Source organism: Cupriavidus sp. UME77 (assembly GCF_014170355.1).
GTDB lineage: Bacteria > Pseudomonadota > Gammaproteobacteria > Burkholderiales > Burkholderiaceae > Cupriavidus > Cupriavidus basilensis.
Window position 1 is genome coordinate 60,433 of sequence record NZ_LZZU01000047.1, and the last position, 22,694, is coordinate 83,126.

The 22,694-nt window shown below is 62.8% G+C and carries 25 protein-coding genes and 1 tRNA gene; 9 read left to right on the forward strand and 17 right to left on the reverse strand.

The features are described from left to right. The first annotated feature begins 101 nt into the window (after window positions 1-101). From A9975_RS19035 to A9975_RS19065, 7 genes are all read left to right on the forward strand, one after another. On the forward strand, window positions 102-1,271 hold the full coding sequence (locus tag A9975_RS19035) for an ABC transporter ATP-binding protein (protein ID WP_183034167.1): 1,170 nt from the start codon (window positions 102-104) through the stop codon (window positions 1,269-1,271). After that, window positions 1,268-2,590: an ABC transporter substrate-binding protein gene (locus tag A9975_RS19040; RefSeq protein ID WP_183034168.1), complete on the forward strand. Its 1,323-nt coding sequence runs from the start codon at window positions 1,268-1,270 to the stop codon at window positions 2,588-2,590. Before A9975_RS19035 ends, A9975_RS19040 begins: the two co-directional genes overlap by 4 nt. 77 nt (window positions 2,591-2,667) lie before the next feature. After that, on the forward strand, window positions 2,668-3,567 hold the full coding sequence (locus A9975_RS19045; protein WP_183034169.1) for a carbohydrate ABC transporter permease: 900 nt from the start codon (window positions 2,668-2,670) through the stop codon (window positions 3,565-3,567). Beyond that, entirely contained in the window at window positions 3,564-4,451 is an 888-nt protein-coding gene (locus A9975_RS19050) for a carbohydrate ABC transporter permease (RefSeq protein WP_183034170.1), read from the forward strand. Before A9975_RS19045 ends, A9975_RS19050 begins: the two co-directional genes overlap by 4 nt. 121 nt (window positions 4,452-4,572) lie before the next feature. After that, the gene (locus A9975_RS19055; protein ID WP_043350086.1) at window positions 4,573-4,797 is read left to right on the forward strand and encodes a hypothetical protein; all 225 of its coding nucleotides are present in this window, start codon (window positions 4,573-4,575) and stop codon (window positions 4,795-4,797) included. A gap of 59 nt (window positions 4,798-4,856) precedes the next feature. Continuing rightward, a complete protein-coding gene (locus tag A9975_RS19060) occupies window positions 4,857-5,351 on the forward strand; it encodes a M48 family metallopeptidase (protein ID WP_183034217.1) in 495 nt (164 codons plus the stop codon). A 302-nt stretch (window positions 5,352-5,653) separates the two neighbouring features. Continuing rightward, complete coding sequence (locus A9975_RS19065) at window positions 5,654-7,486, forward strand: DEAD/DEAH box helicase (RefSeq protein WP_183034171.1); 1,833 nt, start codon at window positions 5,654-5,656, stop codon at window positions 7,484-7,486. Here the strand turns inward: A9975_RS19065 and A9975_RS19070 are convergent. From A9975_RS19070 to petA, 8 genes are all read right to left on the reverse strand, one after another. Beyond that, on the reverse strand, window positions 7,479-8,810 hold the full coding sequence (locus A9975_RS19070; RefSeq protein ID WP_183034172.1) for a sorbosone dehydrogenase family protein: 1,332 nt from the start codon (window positions 8,808-8,810) through the stop codon (window positions 7,479-7,481). The two genes, A9975_RS19065 and A9975_RS19070, sit on opposite strands and share 8 nt — an antisense overlap. 252 nt (window positions 8,811-9,062) lie before the next feature. Beyond that, complete coding sequence (locus tag A9975_RS19075) at window positions 9,063-9,929, reverse strand: endo alpha-1,4 polygalactosaminidase (RefSeq protein WP_220810820.1); 867 nt, start codon at window positions 9,927-9,929, stop codon at window positions 9,063-9,065. Window positions 9,930-10,189: 260 nt separating this feature from the next. Further along, window positions 10,190-10,265: transfer RNA gene (locus tag A9975_RS19080), tRNA-Thr, on the reverse strand. Window positions 10,266-10,326: 61 nt separating this feature from the next. Further along, the gene (locus A9975_RS19085; protein ID WP_150985693.1) at window positions 10,327-10,824 is read right to left on the reverse strand and encodes a ClpXP protease specificity-enhancing factor; all 498 of its coding nucleotides are present in this window, start codon (window positions 10,822-10,824) and stop codon (window positions 10,327-10,329) included. Window positions 10,825-10,887: 63 nt separating this feature from the next. Further along, window positions 10,888-11,499: a glutathione S-transferase N-terminal domain-containing protein gene (locus A9975_RS19090; RefSeq protein WP_035870642.1), complete on the reverse strand. Its 612-nt coding sequence runs from the start codon at window positions 11,497-11,499 to the stop codon at window positions 10,888-10,890. 257 nt (window positions 11,500-11,756) lie between these two features. Beyond that, complete coding sequence (locus A9975_RS19095) at window positions 11,757-12,500, reverse strand: cytochrome c1 (RefSeq protein WP_043350170.1); 744 nt, start codon at window positions 12,498-12,500, stop codon at window positions 11,757-11,759. 37 nt (window positions 12,501-12,537) lie between these two features. Beyond that, on the reverse strand, window positions 12,538-13,941 hold the full coding sequence (locus tag A9975_RS19100; RefSeq protein ID WP_150985694.1) for a cytochrome bc complex cytochrome b subunit: 1,404 nt from the start codon (window positions 13,939-13,941) through the stop codon (window positions 12,538-12,540). A gap of 2 nt (window positions 13,942-13,943) precedes the next feature. After that, window positions 13,944-14,561 (reverse strand): ubiquinol-cytochrome c reductase iron-sulfur subunit, encoded by a 618-nt coding sequence (gene petA / locus A9975_RS19105; protein WP_150985695.1) that lies wholly within the window; start codon window positions 14,559-14,561, stop codon window positions 13,944-13,946. Between the two features lie 211 nt (window positions 14,562-14,772). Between petA and mscL the strand changes: the two genes are divergently transcribed. Beyond that, window positions 14,773-15,204: a large conductance mechanosensitive channel protein MscL gene (gene mscL, locus A9975_RS19110; protein ID WP_183034173.1), complete on the forward strand. Its 432-nt coding sequence runs from the start codon at window positions 14,773-14,775 to the stop codon at window positions 15,202-15,204. Between the two features lie 54 nt (window positions 15,205-15,258). Here mscL and A9975_RS19115 read toward each other — a convergent pair whose 3' ends face one another. Then, entirely contained in the window at window positions 15,259-16,005 is a 747-nt protein-coding gene (locus A9975_RS19115) for a Nif3-like dinuclear metal center hexameric protein (protein WP_043352388.1), read from the reverse strand. A gap of 19 nt (window positions 16,006-16,024) precedes the next feature. On the opposite strand from A9975_RS19115, the gene A9975_RS19120 reads away from it, so the two are divergent. After that, entirely contained in the window at window positions 16,025-17,218 is a 1,194-nt protein-coding gene (locus tag A9975_RS19120; protein ID WP_183034174.1) for a Do family serine endopeptidase, read from the forward strand. A 504-nt stretch (window positions 17,219-17,722) separates the two neighbouring features. On the opposite strand, the gene A9975_RS19125 is transcribed toward A9975_RS19120, so the two are convergent. From A9975_RS19125 to hisI, 8 genes are all read right to left on the reverse strand, one after another. Then, window positions 17,723-18,799 (reverse strand): porin, encoded by a 1,077-nt coding sequence (locus A9975_RS19125; protein WP_183034175.1) that lies wholly within the window; start codon window positions 18,797-18,799, stop codon window positions 17,723-17,725. A 246-nt stretch (window positions 18,800-19,045) separates the two neighbouring features. Next, window positions 19,046-19,843 carry a twin-arginine translocase subunit TatC gene (tatC, locus tag A9975_RS19130; RefSeq protein ID WP_183034176.1) on the reverse strand — a complete coding sequence of 266 codons (798 nt, stop codon included), beginning with the start codon at window positions 19,841-19,843 and terminating at the stop codon, window positions 19,046-19,048. Window positions 19,844-19,973: 130 nt separating this feature from the next. Continuing rightward, window positions 19,974-20,483: a Sec-independent protein translocase protein TatB gene (tatB, locus tag A9975_RS19135; protein WP_183034177.1), complete on the reverse strand. Its 510-nt coding sequence runs from the start codon at window positions 20,481-20,483 to the stop codon at window positions 19,974-19,976. Window positions 20,484-20,634: 151 nt separating this feature from the next. Continuing rightward, window positions 20,635-20,871 carry a Sec-independent protein translocase subunit TatA gene (tatA, locus tag A9975_RS19140; protein ID WP_043350196.1) on the reverse strand — a complete coding sequence of 79 codons (237 nt, stop codon included), beginning with the start codon at window positions 20,869-20,871 and terminating at the stop codon, window positions 20,635-20,637. Window positions 20,872-21,035: 164 nt separating this feature from the next. After that, window positions 21,036-21,392 carry a histidine triad nucleotide-binding protein gene (locus tag A9975_RS19145; RefSeq protein WP_174424911.1) on the reverse strand — a complete coding sequence of 119 codons (357 nt, stop codon included), beginning with the start codon at window positions 21,390-21,392 and terminating at the stop codon, window positions 21,036-21,038. 71 nt (window positions 21,393-21,463) lie between these two features. Further along, on the reverse strand, window positions 21,464-21,838 hold the full coding sequence (locus A9975_RS19150) for a hypothetical protein (RefSeq protein ID WP_174424912.1): 375 nt from the start codon (window positions 21,836-21,838) through the stop codon (window positions 21,464-21,466). Between the two features lie 60 nt (window positions 21,839-21,898). Continuing rightward, on the reverse strand, window positions 21,899-22,279 hold the full coding sequence (locus A9975_RS19155) for a phosphoribosyl-ATP diphosphatase (RefSeq protein WP_150985703.1): 381 nt from the start codon (window positions 22,277-22,279) through the stop codon (window positions 21,899-21,901). Then, entirely contained in the window at window positions 22,276-22,683 is a 408-nt protein-coding gene (hisI, locus tag A9975_RS19160; protein ID WP_043350207.1) for a phosphoribosyl-AMP cyclohydrolase, read from the reverse strand. Before hisI ends, A9975_RS19155 begins: the two co-directional genes overlap by 4 nt. Between the last annotated feature and the right edge of the window lie 11 nt (window positions 22,684-22,694).

The window sequence follows — 22,694 nt, forward strand, 5'->3', positions numbered from 1 at the left end:
CGAATCACCACGGCAATCCAATCGCGACGAACTGCCGCCCCCGGCACGAACGGGCACGAACGGGCACAAACGGGCACAGGCGGCTCACGGAGACACCACGCATGGCATCGGTCCACATTCGCGGCATCCAGAAGTACTTCGGCAGCACGCAGGTCATCCGCGGCGTGGACATCGATATTGCCGACGGCCAGTTCACCGTGCTGGTGGGGCCATCGGGCTGCGGCAAGTCCACGCTGCTGCGCATGATCGCCGGACTGGAGGAGATCACCACCGGCGAAATCGCCATCGGCAACCGCGTGGTCAACCGCCTGCCGCCAAAGGAGCGCGATATCGCCATGGTGTTCCAGAACTATGCGCTCTACCCGCATATGACGGTCTACGACAACATGGCCTTCTCGCTCAAGCTCGCCAAGGGCGACAAGGACGAGATCCGGCAGAAAGTGGCCAAGGCATCCGCCATCCTCGGCCTGGATAGTTTGCTGGAGCGCTACCCGCGCCAGCTCTCGGGCGGCCAGCGCCAGCGCGTGGCCATGGGCCGCGCCATCGTGCGCGATCCGCAGGTGTTCCTGTTCGACGAGCCGCTCTCCAACCTGGACGCCAAGCTGCGCGTGCAGATGCGCGCGGAGATCAAGGAGCTGCACCAGCGCCTGCGCACCACCTCCGTCTACGTCACGCACGACCAGATCGAAGCCATGACCATGGCCGACCAGATCGTGGTGATGCGTGACGGCCGCGTGGAGCAGCGCGGCAAGCCCCTGGCGCTCTACGATCATCCCGACAACCTCTTCGTGGCTGGCTTTATCGGCTCCCCGGCGATGAACTTCGTGCCTGGCGTACTGCGCCGCAGTGGCGGCGATGCCGCGGTCGAGTTTCCCGATGGCACGCGCCTGCCGGCGCCCGCGCGCTTCGATGCCGGCGCCGGCACCGACGGCCAGCGCGTGATCTACGGCGTGCGGCCCGAGCACCTGATCCTGGGCATGCCGGGCCAGGGCCTGCAAACGCGCGTGTCGGTGGTCGAGCCCACCGGCGCCAACACCGAGATCTATTCCCGCTTCTGCGAGGCGGAGTTCATCTCGATCTTCCGCGAGCGCCACGACTTCGCCGCGGGCGACATCCTGAACCTGGTGCCCGACCACCAGCACACGCATCTGTTCGATGCCGACTCGGGCCAGACGCTATTGCAGCGTGGCCCGGCGGCGGCGGACGATCCAGGAAGCAGGCATGACCAGCACGGGGCGGAGCCCCTGACCACGGAGGAGACAAAGCGATGAGCACACCGAGCAACTTCACGAGACGCGATTTCCTGGTGTCCACGGCGGCCGTTGCCGCCACCACGGCGATCGGCGGCCATGCCTTCGCCGCGCCGGCTGCACTGCAATACAAGCCGGAGGCCGGCGCCAAGCTGCGCGTGCTGCGCTGGAAGCGTTTCGTGCAGGGCGACGAAGACCTGTGGAATGCCAACACGAAGAAGTTCACCGAGCTGACCGGCGTCGAGGTACGCGTCGACAACGAAGGCTGGGAAGACGTGCGGCCCAAGGCCGCCGTCGCGGCCAGCGTCGGCAGCGGGCCGGACGTCATCGTGGGCTGGTTCGATGACCCGCAGCAGTACCCTGACAAGCTGGTCGACCTGACCGACCTGGCCACCTACCTGGGCGGCAAATACGGCGGCTGGTACGACGTGTGCCGCAAGTACGGCACGCACAACGGCAAGTGGATCGGCCTGCCGCTGGGCGTGGTCGGCAATGCGCTGGTCTATCGCGAAAGCCACGTCAAAGCCGCCGGCTTCGACACCATCCCCAAGGACCTTGCCGGCTTCCTCAAGCTGTGCCAGGGCCTCAAGGCCAAGAACACGCCCTGCGGATTCGCGCTCGGCAAGGCCGTGGGCGACGGCAACAACTGGGCACACTGGCTGCTGTGGTCGCACGGCGGCATGCTGGTCGACACCAAGGGCAAGGTGGTGGTCAACTCGCCCGAGACGTGGGCCGCGCTGGAATATGCCAAGCAGCTCTACGCCACCTTCGTGCCCGGCACGCTGTCATGGCAAGACCCGTCCAACAACAAGGCTTTCCTCGACGGCCAGATCAGCCTGACCGCCAACGGCATCTCGGTCTACTACGCGGCCAAGAATTCGAAGGAGCCCAAGCTGCAGGAAATGGCGCGCGACATCCAGCACGCGCACTTCCCCATCGGCACGCCCGGCAGGCCCACCGAGCTGATGCAGATCACGCAGATGATGCTGTTCAGGTATTCCAAGTTCCCGAACGCGGCCAAGGCGTACCTGCAGTTCATGATGGAGCCCGAGCAGTACAACCCGTGGATGGAAGCCGCTATCGGTTACGTCAGCCAGCCGCTCAAGGCCTATGAGGCCAACCCGATCTGGACGGCCGACCCCAAGCACACCGTGTATCGCGACTCCGCCGCGCTGATGCTCGACAACGGCCACGCCGGGCCGCTGGGCACGGCCTCGGCCGCGGCCATGGCCGACTACATCGTGGTCGACATGGTGGCGGAAGCGGCCAGCGGCTCCAAGACACCCAAGGAAGCGGCGGCGCGCGCGGCGGAGCGGGCGCAGCGGTACTACAAAGCGTAGCTAGAAAGACAAGGGCGCGGCAGCACCGCCGCGCCCGCCAAGCCGAACCCTGCGAGGTGAGCCATGCGAGGTGAACCATGATTTCCCGCTTGTTGAACAACCGCCATGCGCTGGGGCTGCTGTTCATGCTGCCCACCGCGCTGTTGCTGCTGGTTTTCCTGACGTACCCGCTCGGCCTCGGTGTATGGCTCGGCTTCACCAACACCAAGATCGGCGGCACCGGCGAGTGGGTCGGGCTGTCCAACTACAGCTACCTCGCAGGCGACTCGCTGACGCAGCTGGCGCTGTTCAATACGATCTTCTACACAGTGGTGGCCAGCGTGGTGAAATTCGCGCTGGGCCTGTGGCTGGCGCTGCTGCTCAACAAGAACCTGCCGTTCAAGTCCTTCTTCCGCGCCATCGTGCTGCTGCCATGGATCGTGCCGACCGCGCTGTCGGCACTGGCATTCTGGTGGATCTACGACGCGCAGTTCTCCATCATCAGCTGGACGCTGGTCAAGCTAGGGCTGATCGATCGCTATATCGACTTCCTGGGCGACCCATGGCTGGCGCGCTTCTCTACCATCGCGGCCAATGTCTGGCGCGGCATTCCCTTTGTCGCCATCTCGCTGCTGGCCGGCTTGCAGACGATCTCGCCCACGTTGTACGAGGCCGCATCCATCGACGGCGTCACGCCATGGCAGCAGTTCCGCTACGTCACGCTGCCGCTGCTGACGCCGATCATCGCAGTAGTGATGACCTTCTCGGTGCTGTTCACGTTCACCGACTTCCAGCTGATCTATGTGCTCACGCGCGGCGGCCCGCTCAATGCCACGCACCTGATGGCCACGCTGTCGTTCCAGCGCGCGATTCCCGGCGGCTCACTGGGCGAAGGCGCGGCGATCGCAACCATGATGGTGCCCTTCCTGCTGGCCGCCATCCTGTTTTCATACTTCGGCCTGCAGCGGCGCGGCTGGCAACAGGGAGGCGACAAATGAAAGCGACGGCCGCAGCGGAGCAGCAGGACACCGCGCAGGGGATGGATTACCTGCAATCGATGCCGCGGCGCTGGGTGACCATCTACATCCCGCTAGGCATCTTCGTCTTCGTGCTGCTGTTCCCCTTCTACTGGATGGCGATCACTGCCTTCAAGCCGGACGGCGAACTCCTGATGCGCAGCGCCAACCCGTTCTGGGTGATGGCGCCCACGCTCGCCCACTTCAAGAAGCTGCTGTTCGACACCCCCTACCCGGAGTGGCTGCTCAATACCGTGATCGTCTCCACGATCGCCACCTTTGCCTCGCTGGCCGCCAGCGTGCTGGCCGCGTACGCCATCGAGAGGCTGCGCTTCCAGGGCGCGAAGCAGGTGGGCCTGGCCATCTTCCTGGCCTACCTGATCCCGCCTTCGATCCTGTTCATCCCGCTAGCATCGATCGTGTTCCAGCTCGGCCTGTTCGATACGCGCTGGGCGCTGATCCTCACCTACCCCACCTTCCTGATCCCGTTCTGCACCTGGTTGCTGATGGGCTACTTCCGCTCCATCCCCTACGAGCTGGAAGAGTGCGCGCTGATCGACGGCGCGACGCGCTGGGAGATCCTGGTCAAGATCATCCTGCCGCTGGCCGTGCCGGGGCTGATCTCTGCCGGCATCTTCGCCTTCACGCTGTCGTGGAACGAATTCATCTACGCGCTGACCTTCATCTCCTCGTCGGAGGTGAAGACGGTGCCAGTGGGGATCGTCACCGAACTGATCGAAGGCGACGTCTACCACTGGGGCGCGCTGATGGCGGGCGCCTTGCTGGGCTCGCTGCCCGTGGCACTGGTGTACTCGTTCTTTGTGGAGTACTACGTGTCGGGCATGACGGGCGCGGTGAAGGAATAAGCGCATGGCGGCAGCCAGGACGCGTGGGGCCATGGCAGGCTAAAATGCGGGGTTATCCTGCCGTGAGCCTGCGCGCCCGGCAATGTCGCATTCGATTCACTCCGCCTCCAAGCCCGATCCCATGAGCAAACCCGCCCGCACCCTCACCTTCAAGTGCAAGAAGTGCACCAAGCCCGTCACGCTATTCCTGCAGAAGGTGTCCGCCTGCTCGCACATCACGCCGTACCAAGGCTTTTGCAAGTGCGGTGAAATGGTGCGCCACGCCACCGGCGACAAGGACGCCGTGGAGTCCTTCGTCAGCTCGGTCGACGGCAGCTGGGCCCACCATCACCACCACCACCATTGAGCACCCGTAGCACCCCCGCTCCCACCAGCGAGACCTGGCGCCCCGGCGTCAAGGATCCGCTGCGCTTCCTCGCCGCGTATCCCGACGGCGTGCTCGACCAGGTGCGCCAGATGGTGGCCGCCAATCGCCTGGGCGAACACCTGGCGAAGAAATATCCCACGCGGCACACCGTGCAGACCGACCGCGCGCTGTACGACTTCACCGCCGAGCTGAAGCAGGAATTCCTGCGCACCGCGCCGCCAATCCATAAGGTCGCGTTCGACGCCAAGATCGACGTGGTCCATCGTGCGCTCGGGCTGCACACCGCCATCTCGCGCGTGCAAGGCGGCAAGCTCAAGGCCAAGAAGGAAATCCGCGTGGCGTCGCTGTTCAAGGAAGCACCGCCCGAGTTCCTGCGCATGATCGTGGTGCACGAGCTGGCACACCTGAAGGAGAGCGATCACAACAAGGCGTTCTATCGCCTGTGTGAATACATGGAGCCGGCGTACCACCAGCTGGAGTTCGATACGCGCCTGTTCCTGGCGTGGCGCGAACTGGAGGCTGCGCAGGGCTAGGCCAGGCTCACTTGCGCGGCCTGCTGGCTTCGCCTGCGCCGCCAGGCGATGCCAGCCGGCGAAGGCCCGGACGAATTCGATCCGAACGGCCTGGCGGCCTTCCCATTCCGCGCACGTCAATTCGGCGCTTCCGCCCTTGCCAAAATGCCGAAAACGGCAAGACACACAAAAAGTCTACATTTTCGATTCTGTTGTATTTACAATCGGCCCAGATCAATGCCTGCAGCATCTTGTGGCCGCACTGGGTCCGCGGCGGTACGTAGCAAGGCGCGCAGCTTTCCACAAACAAAAACAAGAAGGCTATGGCAACGCTGATTCCCGCGCTTGGCTCGGTCACGTCGCGCATGACAGGTGGGGAGAGACGCTTCGCGGAGCGGCTCGAAGCCAAGCTGGAAGACGACTATCTGTGCTGGTACGACGTCGCCATCGGCGAGAAGACCCGCCACCCTGACTTCATCGTCTTCCACCCTAGCCGGGGCCTGCTGGTGCTTGAGGTCAAGGACTGGAAGCTCAGCACGATCCAGAGCATGGACCAGCGCACCGCCACCTTGATCACCGAGCGCGGCGTGGTGCATGAAATGAATCCGCTGGAGCAAGCCCGGCAGTTCATGTTCTATGTGCTGGACCTGCTGCAGCGGGATCCGCAGCTTGTCTGGCCCACCGGCTCGCTCAAGGGCAAGCCATTCTTTCCGTATGGTGCGGGCGTCGTCCTCGCCAACATCACGCGTGCGCAGTTCGAGCAGACCAACCTTGGCCAAGTGCTGCCCGCGCACCTGGTGATCTGCAAGGATGAAATGGCGCCAGAGGCGGACCCGGAGGCGTTCCAGAAACGGCTCTGGGAAATGTTCCCGGTCAAGTTCACATTCAAGCTGTCGCTGCCGCAGATCGACCGTATCCGCTGGCATCTTTTCCCGCAGATACGCATGCCGGAACAGCGTGCACTGTTCCCGGAAGACACACAGGATCCGCAGGACATTCCCGACATCCTCCGGGTGATGGACCTCCAGCAGGAACAACTCGCCCGAAGCCTGGGCGAAGGCCATCGCGTCATTCACGGCGTAGCCGGGTCCGGCAAGACGCTGATACTCGGCTACCGCGCCGAATACCTCGCCAAGGCGGCAACGCGGCCCATCCTGGTGCTCTGCTTCAACAAGACGCTGGCGGCCAAGCTATCCGCGACGATGGTGGAGAAGGGCATTGAAGACAAAGTACATGTGCACAACTTCCACGCCTGGTGTTCGCGCCAGCTGCAGGCATTCAACATCGATCTGCCCAAGGGCAGGGCTGACGACGCACTCTTCGAGTCCTTTGTGTCGCGGGTCATTGAAGGCGTCGAGCGCAAGGCCATTCCCGGTGGGCAGTACGACGCGGTGCTTATCGACGAAGGTCACGACTTCCGCCCGGAATGGTTCAAGCTCATCGTGCAGATGTTCAACCCGGATAGCAACTCGCTGCTGGTTCTGTATGACGATGCGCAATCCATCTATGGCGGCACGAAGAAACGCAAATTCAGCTTCGCCAGCGTCGGCGTGCAGGCAAAAGGCCGCACCACCATCCTGAAGATCAACTATCGCAATACGCAAGAGATCCTGGCGGTGGCGCGCGCCTTCGCCGACGACCTGCTACGGCCGAATGACAACGGCGAGGACGAAGCGCCAACCGTGCAGCCGATCGGGGCGGGCCGGCGCGGACAGAAGCCGCTACTGATCGCGCTACCTACCATTGAAGCCGAAGCGGAGCGGATCGCGCAGGTCCTGCTCGAAGAAAATCGCACGGGGACGGCATGGGCGGAGATGGCGATCATCTATCGGCATTGGGAAACGGCAGGCCAGGTCACCAGCGTACTTGCGCGCAAGGGCATTCCATTTGAATGCCCGCAGATCACCAAGCGCTTTACGCCGGGTGGGGACAGCGTCAAGGTGGTGACCATGCACAGCAGCAAGGGACTGGAGTTTCCCCTGGTCTGCATTCCGGGAGTTGGCGCGCCGCACAAGAAAGAGGAAGCCATCGAGGACGAGGCCCGCCTGCTTTACGTCGCCATGACGCGCGCCACACGCCAGCTGGTGATGACGCATGGCGAGACGTCGCATTTCTCCGCGCGGCTGCGGGCGGCACTGGACAAACTGGCTACTTAGCCACCACCCGCCAGACCACATTGCCAACATCGTCCGCCACCAGCAACGCGCCGCGCTTGTCGATGGCAACGCCCACCGGCCGGCCTTGCGCGTCGCCGTCCTGCGTCAGGAAGCCGGTCAGCACGTCGAGCGGCTCGCCGTCCGGCTTGCCGTTGGCGAACGGCACGAAGATCACCTTGTAGCCGCTGCGCGGATTGCGGTTCCACGAGCCGTGCTGGCCGACGAACATGCCGTTCCGGAAGCGGGAAGGCTGCGCGTTGCCTTGCGCCGACGCCAGCCCGAGCGACGCGGTATGCGGGCCGACGGCATAATCGGGCGCGATGGCCTTGGCCACCATCTCCGGCTGCTGTGGCTTCACACGCGCGTCTACATGCTGCCCGTAGTAGCTGAAGGGCCAGCCGTAGAAGGCGCCGTCCTTGACCGAGGTGATGTAGTCCGGCACGAGATCACTGCCGATCTCGTCGCGCTCGTTCACCGCGGTCCATAGCGCGCCACTGTCGGGATCCCAGGCCATGCCGTTGGGATTGCGCAGGCCGCTGGCAAACACGCGGTGCGCGCCGGTCTTGGGATCGACCTCCCAGATGGCGGCCCGCCCTTGTTCATTGTCGAGGCCGTTCTCGCCGACGTTGCTGTTGGAGCCGACGGTGACGTAGAGCTTGCTGCCGTCCTTGCTGGCGATGATGTTCTTGGTCCAGTGGTGATTGATGGCGCCTGCCGGCAGGTCCACGACTTTTACGCCGGGCGCGGTGATCTCGGCCTGCCCCGGTTGATATGGGAAACGCAGCACGGCATCCGTATCCGCCACGTAGAGATCATTGCCCACCAGCACCATGCCGAAGGGCGAATGCAAGTCCCTGAGAAATACGGAGCGCGCATCCGCAACGCCATCCCCATTGGTATCGCGCAGCAGCGTGATGCGATTGGCGCTGGGCACGCTGGCACCCGCGCGCGTCATTACCCGCTTCATCACCCAGCCCCTGATGCCCATGCCATCTTCCGGCTTGGGCGGCGCATTGGTCTCGGCGACCAGCACGTCGCCATTGGGCAGTACATAGAGCCAGCGTGGATGGTCCAGCTTGTCCGCGAAAGCCACGGCGACGAGGCCATCCGCTGCCGTTGGCTTGGCGCCGTCGGCCCAGCCAATGGCAGGCGCAATGCGCACCGTCGGCAGCAAGGTCTTGATTGGTGCCGGCAAGGCCGGGTTGAAGCCCGTACCGGCGGACACTGGCAGGGTTGCGGTGTCGCCGCATGCCGTGAGGCCGGCCGCCATCAGCAGGCAAAGTGACAGGACCGTTAGAAGGACAGTTAGACGCTGCACCAGCATGATCGGCTCTCCGCAGTAACGCGCTTGATCGCTTGATAAAGGCGTCGCCGCGCCCCACTGCGTCCACTATAGGACGCGCGCCCGGCAGCCGCTGTCAGCCTACTGGAATCGCGCTGTAGGACAGCGGCGATGCGCAGCAGGGACAAGCCAGGAAAGGGAAGGAAAAGGGAAGGAAAGGCTTCAGGCGGGGAACCCCGCCCGCGAGGGACCGGCGCCGGCTTGTAGCCAGCGCCGTCTATTCGTCGTGGCCGCTCAATCGCAAGCGTAGTGGAACGCGTCATCCAGGTTCAGCGGGAGCACCAATGTACGAAGGTGCGCGGCCTGGGCCGAAGCGCACAACGCGGCGCGCGTCGAGGCTGTCTTGTACTTCGACGCGTACTCCACGTTGAACACTGCCTTGCCCTGCGCCGTGAACGGCTTGTAGCTCGCGCACTCGTTGTATTGGAAGCACTGCTCGTTCACCGCGAAATCAAAATCAGTCGCCAGTTGCGAGACCTGGTCCACATCATTCTTCAGGCCCACAGCCAGCCCGCGCACATGCGCCTCGGCTGCGAGAAAGCGGTTGTAGTCCAGCTGCGTGGCCGCCGTCAGCGGAAAACCCGGCTTATTGGTATAGCCATCCACGTTGTCCGGGTCCACGCCATCGCAACCCTTGGACTTCGCCAGATCCATGCGCGCCTGCATGATCTTGCGCACGTTGGGCGAGCGCGTATCGAGCCAACGCTCGCCCGCCCAACCCGACAGCGCCTTGCCCATATCCGCCGCGGCAAACTGCTTGAAATCCGGCCGCCAGTTCTCCGAGCTACCCGCCGAGAAATAGCAGACCACACGCTTGCCCTGCGCCTTCAGAGCGTTAATGGTCGCCTGCGGCGTATCCACCAGGTCGATGTCGAAGACCTGCGCCGGGTAGCTCGTGTTGACCGTACCCGTCAGCTGCAACTGCCATGTATCGGCTGCCGCCGGCATCCAGCGCGAGACCGCCAGCGTTTGCGCCGACGGCGCCAGGGTCGCGGCCGACGCATTCACCGCCGACACGGACTTGACGGAAGCATCCGACTCCGCCGACGAGCCATCCCCTCCGCAGGCCGACAGACAGGCAAACGAGGCCACCCATGCCATACGTGCAAGTTTCCGATTCACGGATGCGTTCCTTTTGGTTTGCTGCGCTTGGGGTGATGAAACAGGGAGAGCCAGGGCTCTGTAGGGTTGTCGGCTGGTGTAGGTAGACCTTGAAGGGTTTCGCGACAGGGGTAAGGTATTCGGGTTGGATGACGGGCGCAAGGCGGGCGCAGGAACCGTTGTATTCGCGGCAGCGCGAAAGGTGTCCGGCCCAAAAAACAGAACGGGCTACGCAATTCGCGTAGCCCGTTCTTAAATTCTGGTGCCGGCTGCAGGACTCGAACCCGCCACCTGATGATTACAAATCAACTGCTCTACCTGATGAGCTAAGCCGGCATGTTTGGTGCAGACCGCGATTCTACTGCATGCGGCGCAAATTGACGATGCCTTCCTGTGCTTACTTCACTACCTTCAGCGAAGGTTTCTTGGCGCCAATGCGGGACACGGGCGGCGGCGTGGGTTCGTCGTCGCCGTTGTGGTCTTCGTTGGCTTCCGCGGTGACCAGCGGCTCGCTTTCGACCGAGGATAGCTTGGGTGGCGGGTTGTTCTCGCGCTCGGTTGCTGCCTGGGTCTCGGGCACGCTGCGTTCCACGGGAAAGGCCATGCCTTGGCCGTTTTCGCGCGCGTAGATGGCGAGCACGTTCTCGATGGGCACGTCGATCTTGCGCGAGATGCCGCCAAAGCGGGCGCTGAAGCCGATCCACTCGTTGCCCATGTCCAGGCCGCTGGTGGCGTCGAAGCTGACGTTAAGCACGATTTCGTTGTTCTTGACGAACTCGCGCGGCACGCTGGTGTTGGCGTCGACGAAGACGGCAATGTACGGCGTGAAGCCGTTATCCGTGCACCACTCATAGATGGCGCGGATCAGGTAGGGCTTGGTGGAGGTTTCAGGCATTGTGCTTCCAGTGGCGCAGTCCGGCGGCCCGACACGAGCTTGTCGCGTCGGACCAAGGCCGGTTTAGCGGCGCATCACCTTTTCAGACGGGGTGAGCGCTTCGATGTAGGCCGGGCGGCTAAAGATGCGTTCGGCGTACTTGAGCAGCGGCGCGGCGTTCTTCGACAGTTCGATACCGTAGTGGTCCAGGCGCCACAGCAGCGGGGCGATGGCAACGTCGAGCATCGAGAATTCTTCGCCAAGCATGTACTTGTTCTTGACGAAAATCGGCGCGAGCTGGGTCAGGCGGTCGCGGATGGCGGCGCGGGCGCGCTCGTGGTTCTTCTCGGCGGCCTTGCCCTTTTCATTTTCGAGGGCGTAGACGTGCGTGAAGAGTTCCTTTTCGAAGTTGAACAGGAACAGGCGGGCGCGGGCGCGCTGCACCGGATCGGCCGGCATCAGCTGCGGGTGCGGGAAGCGCTCGTCGATGTACTCGTTGATGATGTTCGACTCGTACAGGATCAGGTCGCGCTCGACCAGGATGGGCACCTGGCCGTAGGGGTTCATCACCGAAATGTCTTCCGGCTTGTTGAACAGGTCGACGTCACGGATCTCGAAATCCATGCCCTTTTCGAACAGGACGAGGCGGCAACGTTGGGAGAACGGGCAGGTGGTGCCCGAATACAACACCATCATGGTTGGATTCCTTTGATGCGGGGTCGATTGACTGGATCGGTATTCTGGCAGAACCGATATAGAGAAAGCAAATTAGAGATTCTTGACGCACATTTAAGTGCGTTCGATACACATCAAAGACTGCTTTGGCGCACATTTATACGTCACTGCGCCTGCAGCCTATAAAGCAAAAGGGCTGAGGCGGGGTTGCTCTGCACAACACCCGCCCCAGCCCCTCTCCCCATCAGACCCGCAGGTCTTCCGGGGCTTACCTCGCTTTACTTGATGTCTTTCCAGTACGAAGCGTTCAGGCGCCAGGCGAAGACGGTGAACACGCCGAGAAACATCAGCACCCAGACGCCCAGGCGCTTGCGCTGGTTCTGCGCGGGTTCCGCCATCCAGTCCAGGAAGCCAACCAGGTCGCTCGTGGCCTGGTCGTACTCGAGCGTGCTCATCTTGCCCGGGGTGATCTGCTCGAAGCCAGCGAATTTGTGCACCTTCTCGCCGTGCTCCTCCACCTCGACGAACTTGGCGGCGCGCTGGCCTTGCAGCTCCCACAGCACGTGCGGCATGCCGACGCTCGGGAACACCAGGTTGTTCCAGCCCGTGGCGCGGTTGTCATCACGGTAGAAGGTACGCAGGTAGGTGTACAGCCAGTCGTCGCCGCGGGCGCGGGCGATCACCGACAGGTCCGGCGGCGTGGCGCCAAAGAAGGCCTTGGCATCCTTCGGCGGCATGGCGATGGTCATCATGTCACCCACCTTCTCGCCAGAGAACAGCAGGTTCTCGCGGATCTGGTCGTCGGTCAGGCCGATGTCCTTGAGGCGGTTGTACCGCATCATGGACGCGCCGTGGCAGTTCAGGCAGTAGTTGACGAACAGCTTGGCGCCGCGCTGCAGCGAGGAAAGATCGCTCGTTTGCACGGGCGCCGGCTCAAGGGGGTAGCCCCCTTCGTTGGCCATGGCGGGCGCGGCGGCAAAGCAGGCGCCGGCCAGCGCGAGAATCGAAAGCAGCTTTTTCATCTTTTGTCCTTGTGCTCTTGTCGGGATACGTCCGGGCTCAGTGCGGGTGGAACGTGACACGTTCCGGCACTTGCTTGAACTGGCCGACTCGGCTCCACAGCGGCATGGTCAGGAAGAAGGCGAAGTACAGCAGGGTTCCCAGCTGCGACACTTTTTCACCCACCGGCGACGGAGGCTGTACGCCAAGGTAGCCCAGCACGACGAACACCACCACGAACACGACGAGAATGCTCTTGTGGAAGGACGGGCGATAGCGGATCGACTTCACCGGCGAGTGGTCCAGCCACGGCAGGAAGAACAGGATCACGACCGAGCCGCCCATCACCAGCACGCCCCAGAACTTGGCGTCGATGAAGTAGAAGCCCACGGCCAGGATCACGGCGATGGCAAGCGCGCCAACCTTGATGCGGGCGTCCTTGCTACGCAGGAACACCAGGCCAAGCAGCACCGCGAAGAACACCCACAGGATCGGCAGGAAGTTCGAGGTGGTGGCACGCAGCATCGAGTAGAACGGCGTGAAGTACCAGACCGGCGCGATGTGCGGCGGGGTCTTGAGCGGATCGGCCGGGACGAAGTTGTTCGACTCCAGGAAGTAACCACCCATCTCCGGGAAGAAGAAGATCACCGCGGAGAAGATCATCAGGAAGCCGCCCACGCCCATCAGGTCGTGCACCGAGTAGTACGGGTGGAAGGGGATGCCGTCCAGCGGTACGCCGTTCTCGTCCTTCTTGGCCTTGATCTCGACGCCGTCCGGGTTGTTCGAGCCCACTTCGTGCAGCGCGATGATGTGCGCGACCACCAGGCCCAGCAGCACCAGCGGCACCGCGATGACGTGGAAGGAGAAGAAGCGGTTCAGGGTCGCGTCGCTCACGACGTAGTCGCCGCGGATGAACAGCGACAGGTCGCCGCCGATCACGGGGATGGCCGAGAACAGGTTCACGATCACCTGGGCGCCCCAGTACGACATCTGGCCCCAGGGCAGCAGGTAGCCCATGAAGGCCTCTGCCATCAGGCACAGGAAGATCAGGCAGCCGAAGACCCAGACCAGCTCACGCGGCTTGCGGTACGAACCGTACAGCAGGCCACGGAACATATGCAGGTACACCACCACGAAGAAGGCCGAGGCGCCGGTGGAGTGCATGTAGCGCACCAGCCAGCCCCAGGGTACCTCGCGCATGATGTACTCCACGCTGGCGTAAGCCACGGGAATGCCGGCGGCGTTGAGCGTGCCGTCCGGCTTGTAGTTCATCACCAGGAAGATGCCGGTGACGATCTGGATGACCAGGACCAGCAGGGCGAGCGAGCCGAAGAAGTACCAGAAGTTGAAGTTCTTCGGTGCGTAGTACTTGGAAAGATGATCTTCCCAGAGTTGGGTTGCGGGGAAGCGTGCGTCGATCCAGCCAAGCAGGCCGGTCGTCTTTACTTGTTTTTCGGCCGCCATGGTCAAGCGTCTCCTTTTTCATCCTTGCCGATCACGATCTTGGTGTCGGACAGGAACTGGTACGGGGGTACGTCGAGGTTTTGCGGAGCCGGCTTGTTCTTGAACACGCGGCCAGCGAGGTCGAACGTCGAGCCGTGGCAGGGGCAGAGGAAACCGGGATCGGAGCCGAGCTGGGGATTGGAGCCAGGGCCAAAGGGGCCGGAGGGCGAGCAGCCCAGGTGGGAGCAGATGCCCACCACGACCAGCAGATCTTTGTGTTCTGCGCGGGAACGAGTTTCGTTCTTGCAGTACTCGGGCGTCTTCATGGTGAAGGGAACGTCCGAGTTGGGGTCGGCGACTTCGGCATCGGTTTTCTTCAGCGACGCGAGCATTTCCTCGGTGCGCTTCAGGATCCAGACTGGTTTGCCACGCCATTCAACGGTCATCATCTCGCCTGATTTCAGAGCGCTGATGTCGGCTTCTACCGGGGCTCCGGCGGCCTTTGCCTTCTCTGACGGCGCAAACGTACTGACGAACGGAACCGCTACCGCCACGCCTCCGATGCCGCCAGCGACTGACGTCGCAATCAACCAATTGCGGCGACCCTTATCCACGTTCTTCACGTTTTGCTGGTCACTCATTCCAAACCCCAGGGGATGTCAAATTAGATTTTGCGTCAACCGTAAATTGTACCTTAGGCACATGTGGCATTGAAAGGCGCACGGTGATCGCGCGACGTACGATAATCGGCCAAAAAAAGGGCGATGTGGCCTGTACGCTTGCGTTACAGGCGGTGATGGGGCAGGCTTTTATCCTGACGACCGTTCAACGAAAGCAACACTGGGAGAAAACATGGGGATGATGTCGGAGTTCAAGGCCTTCGCAATGCGGGGCAATGTGGTCGACCTGGCAGTCGGTGTGATTATCGGCGCCGCGTTTGGCAAGATTGTCGATTCCGTGGTGAATGACCTGATCATGCCGGTGGTGGGCCGCATTATTGGCAAACTCGACTTCTCTAACCTTTTCGTGGTGCTATCCGAGCCGCCGGCGGGCGTGCCGCACACGCTCGACGCCCTTAAGAAAGCCGGCGTTCCCGTATTTGCCTATGGGAATTTCCTGACTATTCTGGTCAATTTCATCATTCTGGCTTTCATCATCTTCATGATGGTGCGCGCCATCATGAAAATGCGCGCCGCCGAACCGCCGCCGGCACCGGCAGCCACGCCCGAGGACGTAGTGCTGCTGCGCGAGATCCGCGACAGCCTGAAGGCACGCCAGCCCTGAGGCAATGCCAGGCGCGGCCGGCCACCATGCCGGACTCGCGCCATCAGCCCGGGATCAAACCGGGTTGGGAATATCGATGAAGGTATGGCGCAGGCCGAATTGCTGCGCCAGGTGTTCGCCGAGCGACTGGATGCCATAGCGCTCGGTGGCATGATGCCCCGCTGCCAGATAGGCCACGCCACTCTCGCGCGCCAGATGGGTGGTCTGCTCCGAGACCTCGCCGCTCAGGTAGGCATCCACGCCGGCGGCCACCGCCGCGTCGAAGTAGCCCTGGGCGCCGCCGGTGCACCAGCCTACGGTGCGGATCATCTGCTCAGGGTCGCCGATGGCAAGCGGCTCGCGGTTGAGCACGCCACCCACATGGGCGGCCAGCGCGGCTAGCGGCATGGATTGCGGCAAGGTGCCGGTCCAGCCAAGCTGGCCGTCGCCGAAGCGCCCGGTGGGGGTGAAGCCGAGTTGCAAACCCAGCTGGGCGTTGTTGCCGAACTCGGGATGGTCGTCGAGCGGCAGATGATAGGCTAGCAGGTTCACGTCCGCGCCCAGCAACCGCTTCAAACGCGCGTGCTTTTGCCCGATCACGCGGGCATCCTCGTTTTTCCAGAAATAGCCGTGATGGACCAGGATGGCATCGGCGCCGGCTTCGATCGCGGCTTCGACCAGGGCCAGGCTCGCGGTCACGCCGGTGGCAATGTGCTCTACCTCGGGGCGGCCTTGCACTTGCCATCCGTTCGGGCAATAGTCTTTGTATCGAGGTACTTGAAGCAGGTCGTTCAAGTACAATTCAAGATCTTTTGTTTTCATATCCTGCCCAAAATCCAATATGTTGCGCCGCTTTTGGCTGTTCTTTGCTCAGGCTGTCACCGTTGTGCTGGCAGTGTGGTTCGTCGTGGCCACGCTCAAACCCGAATGGCTGCAGCGCGGCCGGGTGGCCGTGCAATCCGGTTCGCCCATCGTTGCGCTGAAGGAAGTCGTCCCCAATGTGGCCGGCTCCTCCGCGCCGGGCTCCTACAGCGAGGCGGCCCAGCAGGCGATGCCGGCGGTGGTCAACATCTTCACCAGCAAGAACGGCAATAAGCAAACGCCTAATCCGCAGGCAGAAGACCCCTGGTTCCGCTTCTTCTTTGGCGATCGCCTGCCGGAGCGGCAGGAGCCGGTCTCCAGCCTTGGCTCTGGCGTCATCGTCAGCGCGGAAGGCTACATTCTAACCAACCACCACGTGGTGGACGGCGCCGACGAAATCGAGGTCGCCCTGACCGATGGCCGCAAGGCCAACGCCAAGGTCGTGGGTTCGGACCCGGAAACCGACCTGGCCGTGCTCAAGATCACGCTCAAGGACCTGCCAGCGATCACGCTGGGGCGTATCGAGAACGTCAAGGTAGGCGACGTGGTGCTGGCCATCGGCAACCCCTTCGGCGTCGGCCAGACCGTCACCATGGGCATTGTCTCGGCGCTGGGCCGCAGCCACCTGGGCATCAACACCTTCGAGAACTTCATCCAGACCGACGCGGCGATCAACCCGGGCAACTCGGGCGGCGCGCTGGTCGACGCGCAGGGCAATCTGCTTGGCGTCAACACGGCCATTTATTCGCGCTCCGGCGGCTCGCTGGGCATTGGCTTCGCCATTCCGGTGTCCACGGCCAAGCAAGTGATGGAATCCATCATCTCGACCGGCTCCGTGACCCGCGGCTGGATTGGCGTGGAGCCCCAGGACATGACCCCCGAGATCGCCGAGTCGTTCGGCCTCGAGGCCAAGGAAGGCGCACTGATCGCGGCCGTGGTTCAGGGCGGCCCGGCGGACAAGGCCGGCGTAAAGCCGGGCGACGTGCTGGTCTCGGTGGATGGACAGAACATTACCGACACCACCGCCCTGCTCAACGCCATCGCCCAGCTCAAGCCGGGCGCGGAGGCCAAGATGAAGGTTGTGCGCCGTGGCAAGCCAACCGAACTGACGGTGATGATCGGCAAGCGCCCGCCGCCGCCGCGCCGGGCCCTGCCGCTGGATGAGGAAGAGTAAGCCGGCAGCGGGTCAAGCTTTCAGATCCTACCCTGGCATCGCCGTCAGCTACTCCACCCAACCCCGCCCTTTGTGGCGGGGTTTTTGTTTTTGGGCTGGGCGGCGACGCGTATCGAGCCGGGTGAACGTACCCGGTGCTGCGCTGAGCGCCTGGAAGGGACATGCTGCCTATGCGACTGCGAAGTTGCCGGGCAAAGGAGAACACCTGGAGAAGGCGTAGCCGCCACGAGCCGGGAAGGCGGCTGCAATGGCGAAGCTGGACACCCCGGGCCTCGCCGTGCGTGGGGACGTGGGGACGTGGGGGCATTTACGGGAGATTCGATGCACACCACTTAGGTGACATCGAGGCAGTGCACCGTGACTAACCAGCGCCGGGCGCGACCCGAGATCCTCCTTTGCGCGCCGCTCTCGATACTGCGCGCACAAAACAAAATGCCGGCATCCTTGCGGATGCCGGCATTTTGCATTCAAGCCAACCTAAAGCGAGCTTGCGCCCGCGCTAAATTAGAACTTGTGGCGAACGCCAACGGTAGCGCCGAACTGGTTTGCACCAGCTTGCACGTTGGTGGTCGTCGAGGTGTTGAAACCATCAACGCCCAGCGACGAACCGTTCTTGTTCTTCACGTACGACAGCGAGGTGTACAGGTCGGTGCGCTTCGACAGAGCGTAGTCAGCCGTAGCAACGAACTGCCACGGATCTGCGCTGGTGTTGCGGAAGTCGTGGTAGTACACCGAACCCGTCAGCGAGAACGCCGGGGTCAGCTGGTAGCCCAGGCCAGCCCAGTACAGGTTGGCTGCCGAGTTAGCCGTCGGTGCGCCGGTGATGGTCGCGCCGTTGAAGCCGTGAGCGTAGCGATAGCCAGCGTACACCTTGGCGGGGCCGAAGGCGTAGGTACCAGCAACAGCTGCGCGGCGGGTCAGCTGCGAGCCGCCAACGCCAGCAGCGTTGTCAACGTTGTTCGTTTGGTCATACACAGCACCAACCGAGAACGGGCCTGCAGCGTAGCTCAGGGCTGCGCTATATTCGCGGCCGTTCGAGAACTTGCCAGCGGTTTCTTGGCCGTTGTTGGTGAACGAGTACAGAGCCGACGCGGTCAGGCCGCCGAACGTGCCAACATACTTGACAGAGTTGTCAGCACGCGAAGCGAATTCAGCTGCGGTCGAGGTGATCGAGTAGCGAGTCGAAATCGCCATCGGATCATAGATCAGGCCGAAGTCATAGAACAGGGTCTGTTGACGACCCAGGGTGACCGTGCCCCATTGGCTTTGCAGACCAACGTATGCGTTACGATTGAACAGACGGCTGGTGTCAGCTTGACCGCCGGTGTCAACGTTGATGCCGCTTTCCAGGACGAAAATGCCCTTCAGGCCGCCGCCCAGATCTTCCACGCCACGCAGGCCCCAACGCGAACCCGATTGGTTGCCCGACGTCATGCGGTACAGGTTGTCACCGGCTGCGTTAGCCTTGTTGTTGTACGAGAGACCAGCATCAACCACGCCGTACAGGGTCACGCTCGATTGGGCATACGCACCACCAGCGGCCAGGGCAGCTACAGCGGCTGCAAACAGTTTCATCTTCATATCGACACTTTCCTTGTCAACTGATTGGGAAATCTTGGCTTGCCCAAGTGCTTGGGCGACGCATTTACCTTCACGTCTGTTGCGTATTATGGGTCAGCCCCCCCGGACGCCAGAAGGCTTTTTCATCGTTAACCATGGTTACGGACACATTTTGTTGTGATGTCGCAACAGCATAGACGACGTTTTTCACCATTTTGGTGCAAAAGTTACGGTGCCAAGCCTTGTTCTCGCCATTCGGCCTGATCGTCAATCCGGCTGGGCTTCGCTGGCTGCGGCGTCCGCAGCAACGGGCTTTGTGGTGAATCGCGCCATGATCAGCCCCAGCTCATAAAGCGCAATCAAAGGCACCGCCAGCAACAGCTGGGACAGCACATCGGGGGGCGTCACCACGGCGGCAATCACGAAGGCGCCGACGATCACATAGGGGCGAATCTGCTTGAGCTTCTCCAGTTCGACCACGCCGAAGCGCACCAGCACGATCACGACCACCGGCACCTCGAAGGTAATGCCGAAGGCCAGGAACATGGTCATGGCGAAGCTGAGGTATTTGTCGATGTCGGTCGACATCTCGGCCCCCAGCGGGGCGTTGTAGTGCGCCATGAAATGGAACACCGTGGGAAACACGAGGAAATAGGCAAACGCCACGCCGCAGATAAACAGGATGTAGCTGCTACTCACCAGCGGCACGACCAATCGCTTCTCATGCTGGTACAAGCCGGGCGCGACGAACTGCCATATCTGGTAGAGCACCCAGGGCAGCGCTATCAGGAAGGCTACCAGCAGCGTCACCTTCATCGGCACGAAAAAGGAGCCGGTGACGTCGGTGACGATCATCCTGCCGCCCTTGGGCAGCGACTCCATCAGCGGCCTGGCAAACAGGTTGTAGATGTTCGGCGCCCAGTAGACCAGGCTGACGAACACCAGGATCACGCCCGACGCAGCCTTGACGATACGCGAGCGCAACTCCACCAGGTGAGAGATGAAGGTTTCCTGCGGACCATCGTCTTGCGGGTCTTGGGGATCTTGGGAACGAGAGTCGCTCATGGCGTGGACCGCTCAGCCGGAATGGCTGGCATCGAGGAATCAGTGGCGATACAACGGCACGGCGCGCAAGTCGAAACGCACGACAGCGGTGGCCGGCCGGATACCGGCGTGTGGACAAGCCCCTTCATGCTCACTCGAAGAAAGAGCGAGCGGGACCGGTGGCGGGACGGTGGCGCTTGACGCGCGCGGCGCCGGATTGCGCCCACACGCGTACATTGTGCTGGCGCTTGTACCACAGGGGCTGCGCGCCTTGCTTGACGCGCCAGCTCTTGCGGCCGTTGTGGGGCTTGTGCGCCGTGTCCCAGGAAGGCACGTAGCCGCTGGCCGGGCTTGCCCCTGCCTGCGTGCCGGAATCGGTGCCGGTCAGTGCATCGTTCAGGGCCTGGCCGTGCTCGTGCACTTCCTTGTGGATGGTGCGCTCGACATCGCGCGCGGCGTCCTCGAACTCCGTGCGCATCTTGCGCAGTTCGTCGAGCTCGACCTCGCGGCTGACTTCTGCCTTCACATCATTGATATAGCGCTGCGCGCGGCCGACCAGTGCGCCGACCGTGCGCGCCACCTTCGGCAGCCGCTCGGGACCGATCACCACCAGCGCCACCGCGCCGATCAGTGCAAGCTTGGAAATGCCGAGATCGATCATGCGAGGTTCGAGAGGATGAGGCCGTAACAACGGCCGCCCCGGCCAGCGCGCAGGTCGTCACGCAGGCAAGCGTGACGAGGCGAACGTGGCCGGCAAGGCATTGCTGCCAGGAGGAAGGACATCGGGCGTGCTGACAAGGATAGGATCGCGCTTACTGCTGGCGCGACTTTTCCTTGGCTTCGACGTCGATGGTGGTGGTGTCGCGCAGTTCCTTGGCGGGCGCGTCCGGCGCGTCAGCGGGGTTCCCGTTGGCATCCTTCATGCCGTCCTTGAAGCCCTTCACGGCGCCACCGAGATCCTGGCCGATATTGCGCAGCTTCTTGGTGCCAAAGACCAGCATGACGATCACCAGCACGATGAGCCAGTGCCAAATGCTAAACGAACCCATTTTCTGCTCCTGATGAAGCCTTGGGGCGGCGCCTTGCCACCCCGGCTTGTTGTTCCGTCACTGAAGGCCATGCCGGGCGACGGTTGCCGGCACGGCATCTGACCGAAGGCCACGCGGCCCGCGGTCCTGCATGGGCTGGCTGCCACGCTGGCTTGAGGCCAGTTTTAAGGCAGCGGCACCTTCCACTGGTTGCGCGGGCCGCCAAGCACGTGCAGATGGAGGTGGTACACCTCCTGTCCGCCATCCGGGCCGGTATTGATCACCGTCCGGAAACCATTGCCACAGCCTGCCGCGCGCGCCAACTCCGGCACTTTCAACATCATTTTAGCAAGCACCGCGCCTTCGCCGGGTCCGCAATCGGCCAGCGAATCAACGTGCACCTTGGGAATGAGCAGGAAGTGTACCGGGGCTTTCGGGTGGATATCATGGAAAGCCAGCATTTCGTCATCTTCATACACCTTGCGCGACGGTAGCTGGCCGGCCACGATCCGGCAGAAGAGGCAATTGTGCGGTGAATTCATGAAAATTTCATTGCGCGCAGCAAATCAGGCTGCGATTTCGCCAGGACCCCGTCGGGATCCAGTCAGAAGCATCAGAAACGCTGATCCGGGTACATCGGCTTGCTGTCGTTCAGGTAGAGCCAGCCCTTGACGATACGATACAACATCCACAGGGACAGCACGCCCCATGCCGCAAAGGCCAGCGGTATCAGGAACACCGTGGCAAACAGCACGCCGCCCAGAATGGCCCACGCCACCGACCACCAGAAGGAGCGGATCTGCCAGGCAAAGTGGGAGGCGTAGAGAGTGCCTCGGGTGTCGTCGCGCTTGACGTACCCGACCACGATGGCGATCAGCGCGGTGATGCCGCCGGTCAGCCAGAAAATGGCGTACAGGGCATAAAGGATGTGCGTCAGCTTGCGCAGGCTGGCGAGCCGGTCGTTGTCAGCGGTGATCACATCCCCCATCGTCGTTGCTCCTCGAAGCGGCTCGTAGTTGCGGGTTGCCGGCGGGGCCGGCGCGGTCATTCAACCGCCATCGGCCTTGCGCTGGGCTTTTTCCTCAAGACCTGACAGGCCTTCGCGGCGAGCCAGCTCGTTGACCACGTCGGCCGGCTTCAGGCCGAAACGGGCGAGCAGCACCATGCTGTGGAACCAGAGATCGGCCACCTCGTACACCACCTTGCCGACCGCCTCCGGACCCAGGCCGGCAGCGCGAGCATCCTTGGCGGCCATCACGGTCTCGGTGGCTTCCTCGCCGATCTTCTTCAGGATGGCGTCGTCACCCTTGTGGAACAGGCGTGCCACGTAAGATTTGTCGGGGTCGCCGCCGTTCTCCGGCTTGCGCGACTCCAGCACGGCGGCCAGGCGGGCCAGCACGTCCGCGCTGCTCAAGTGTTGTTCGCTCATGGCTTGGCCGCGTAGATGGTGGACGGATCCTTGAGCACGGGCTCGACGGTCTGCCAGTCACCGCTCTCGGCGTCGCCCTCGAACTTCTGGAAGAAGCAGGAGTGGCGCCCGGTGTGGCAGGCGATGCCGTCATTCTGGGTCACCTTGAGCAGGACCACGTCTTCGTCGCAATCCAGGCGCATCTCGTGCACCTTCTGCACGTGGCCGGATTCCTCGCCCTTATGCCACAGGCGCTTGCGCGAGCGCGACCAGAACACGGCCTCGCCGATCTCCGCGGTGCGCTGCAGCGCTTCGCGGTTCATGAACGCGAACATCAGCACGTCGTTCGAGCCGACTTCCTGGACGATCACCGGCACCAGGCCGTTGTCGTCCCACTTAACCTTGTTGAGCCACTTCTTTGCCATGTCGGTTCGCC

Excerpts from the sequence above, each read along its gene's own strand:
- A9975_RS19090 (WP_035870642.1), bottom strand. The coding sequence starts at position 11,499 with ATGATGGTGTTGTATTCGGGCACCACCTGCCCGTTCTCCCAACGTTGC.
- A9975_RS19040 (WP_183034168.1), top strand. The coding sequence starts at position 1,268 with ATGAGCACACCGAGCAACTTCACGAGACGCGATTTCCTGGTGTCCACG.
- A9975_RS19050 (WP_183034170.1), top strand. The coding sequence starts at position 3,564 with ATGAAAGCGACGGCCGCAGCGGAGCAGCAGGACACCGCGCAGGGGATG.
- A9975_RS19085 (WP_150985693.1), bottom strand. The coding sequence starts at position 10,824 with ATGCCTGAAACCTCCACCAAGCCCTACCTGATCCGCGCCATCTATGAG.
- tatB (WP_183034177.1), bottom strand. The coding sequence starts at position 20,483 with ATGATCGATCTCGGCATTTCCAAGCTTGCACTGATCGGCGCGGTGGCG.
- A9975_RS19100 (WP_150985694.1), bottom strand. The coding sequence starts at position 13,941 with ATGGCGGCCGAAAAACAAGTAAAGACGACCGGCCTGCTTGGCTGGATC.
- A9975_RS19095 (WP_043350170.1), bottom strand. The coding sequence starts at position 12,500 with ATGAAAAAGCTGCTTTCGATTCTCGCGCTGGCCGGCGCCTGCTTTGCC.
- tatC (WP_183034176.1), bottom strand. The coding sequence starts at position 19,843 with ATGAGCGACTCTCGTTCCCAAGATCCCCAAGACCCGCAAGACGATGGT.
- tatA (WP_043350196.1), bottom strand. The coding sequence starts at position 20,871 with ATGGGTTCGTTTAGCATTTGGCACTGGCTCATCGTGCTGGTGATCGTC.
- A9975_RS19035 (WP_183034167.1), top strand. The coding sequence starts at position 102 with ATGGCATCGGTCCACATTCGCGGCATCCAGAAGTACTTCGGCAGCACG.
- A9975_RS19155 (WP_150985703.1), bottom strand. The coding sequence starts at position 22,279 with ATGAGCGAACAACACTTGAGCAGCGCGGACGTGCTGGCCCGCCTGGCC.
- A9975_RS19055 (WP_043350086.1), top strand. The coding sequence starts at position 4,573 with ATGAGCAAACCCGCCCGCACCCTCACCTTCAAGTGCAAGAAGTGCACC.
- A9975_RS19125 (WP_183034175.1), bottom strand. The coding sequence starts at position 18,799 with ATGAAGATGAAACTGTTTGCAGCCGCTGTAGCTGCCCTGGCCGCTGGT.
- mscL (WP_183034173.1), top strand. The coding sequence starts at position 14,773 with ATGGGGATGATGTCGGAGTTCAAGGCCTTCGCAATGCGGGGCAATGTG.
- A9975_RS19115 (WP_043352388.1), bottom strand. The coding sequence starts at position 16,005 with ATGAAAACAAAAGATCTTGAATTGTACTTGAACGACCTGCTTCAAGTA.
- A9975_RS19150 (WP_174424912.1), bottom strand. The coding sequence starts at position 21,838 with ATGGGGGATGTGATCACCGCTGACAACGACCGGCTCGCCAGCCTGCGC.
- A9975_RS19070 (WP_183034172.1), bottom strand. The coding sequence starts at position 8,810 with ATGCTGGTGCAGCGTCTAACTGTCCTTCTAACGGTCCTGTCACTTTGC.
- A9975_RS19065 (WP_183034171.1), top strand. The coding sequence starts at position 5,654 with ATGGCAACGCTGATTCCCGCGCTTGGCTCGGTCACGTCGCGCATGACA.
- A9975_RS19075 (WP_220810820.1), bottom strand. The coding sequence starts at position 9,929 with ATGGCATGGGTGGCCTCGTTTGCCTGTCTGTCGGCCTGCGGAGGGGAT.
- A9975_RS19045 (WP_183034169.1), top strand. The coding sequence starts at position 2,668 with ATGATTTCCCGCTTGTTGAACAACCGCCATGCGCTGGGGCTGCTGTTC.
- A9975_RS19145 (WP_174424911.1), bottom strand. The coding sequence starts at position 21,392 with ATGAATTCACCGCACAATTGCCTCTTCTGCCGGATCGTGGCCGGCCAG.
- A9975_RS19120 (WP_183034174.1), top strand. The coding sequence starts at position 16,025 with ATGTTGCGCCGCTTTTGGCTGTTCTTTGCTCAGGCTGTCACCGTTGTG.
- petA (WP_150985695.1), bottom strand. The coding sequence starts at position 14,561 with ATGAGTGACCAGCAAAACGTGAAGAACGTGGATAAGGGTCGCCGCAAT.
- hisI (WP_043350207.1), bottom strand. The coding sequence starts at position 22,683 with ATGGCAAAGAAGTGGCTCAACAAGGTTAAGTGGGACGACAACGGCCTG.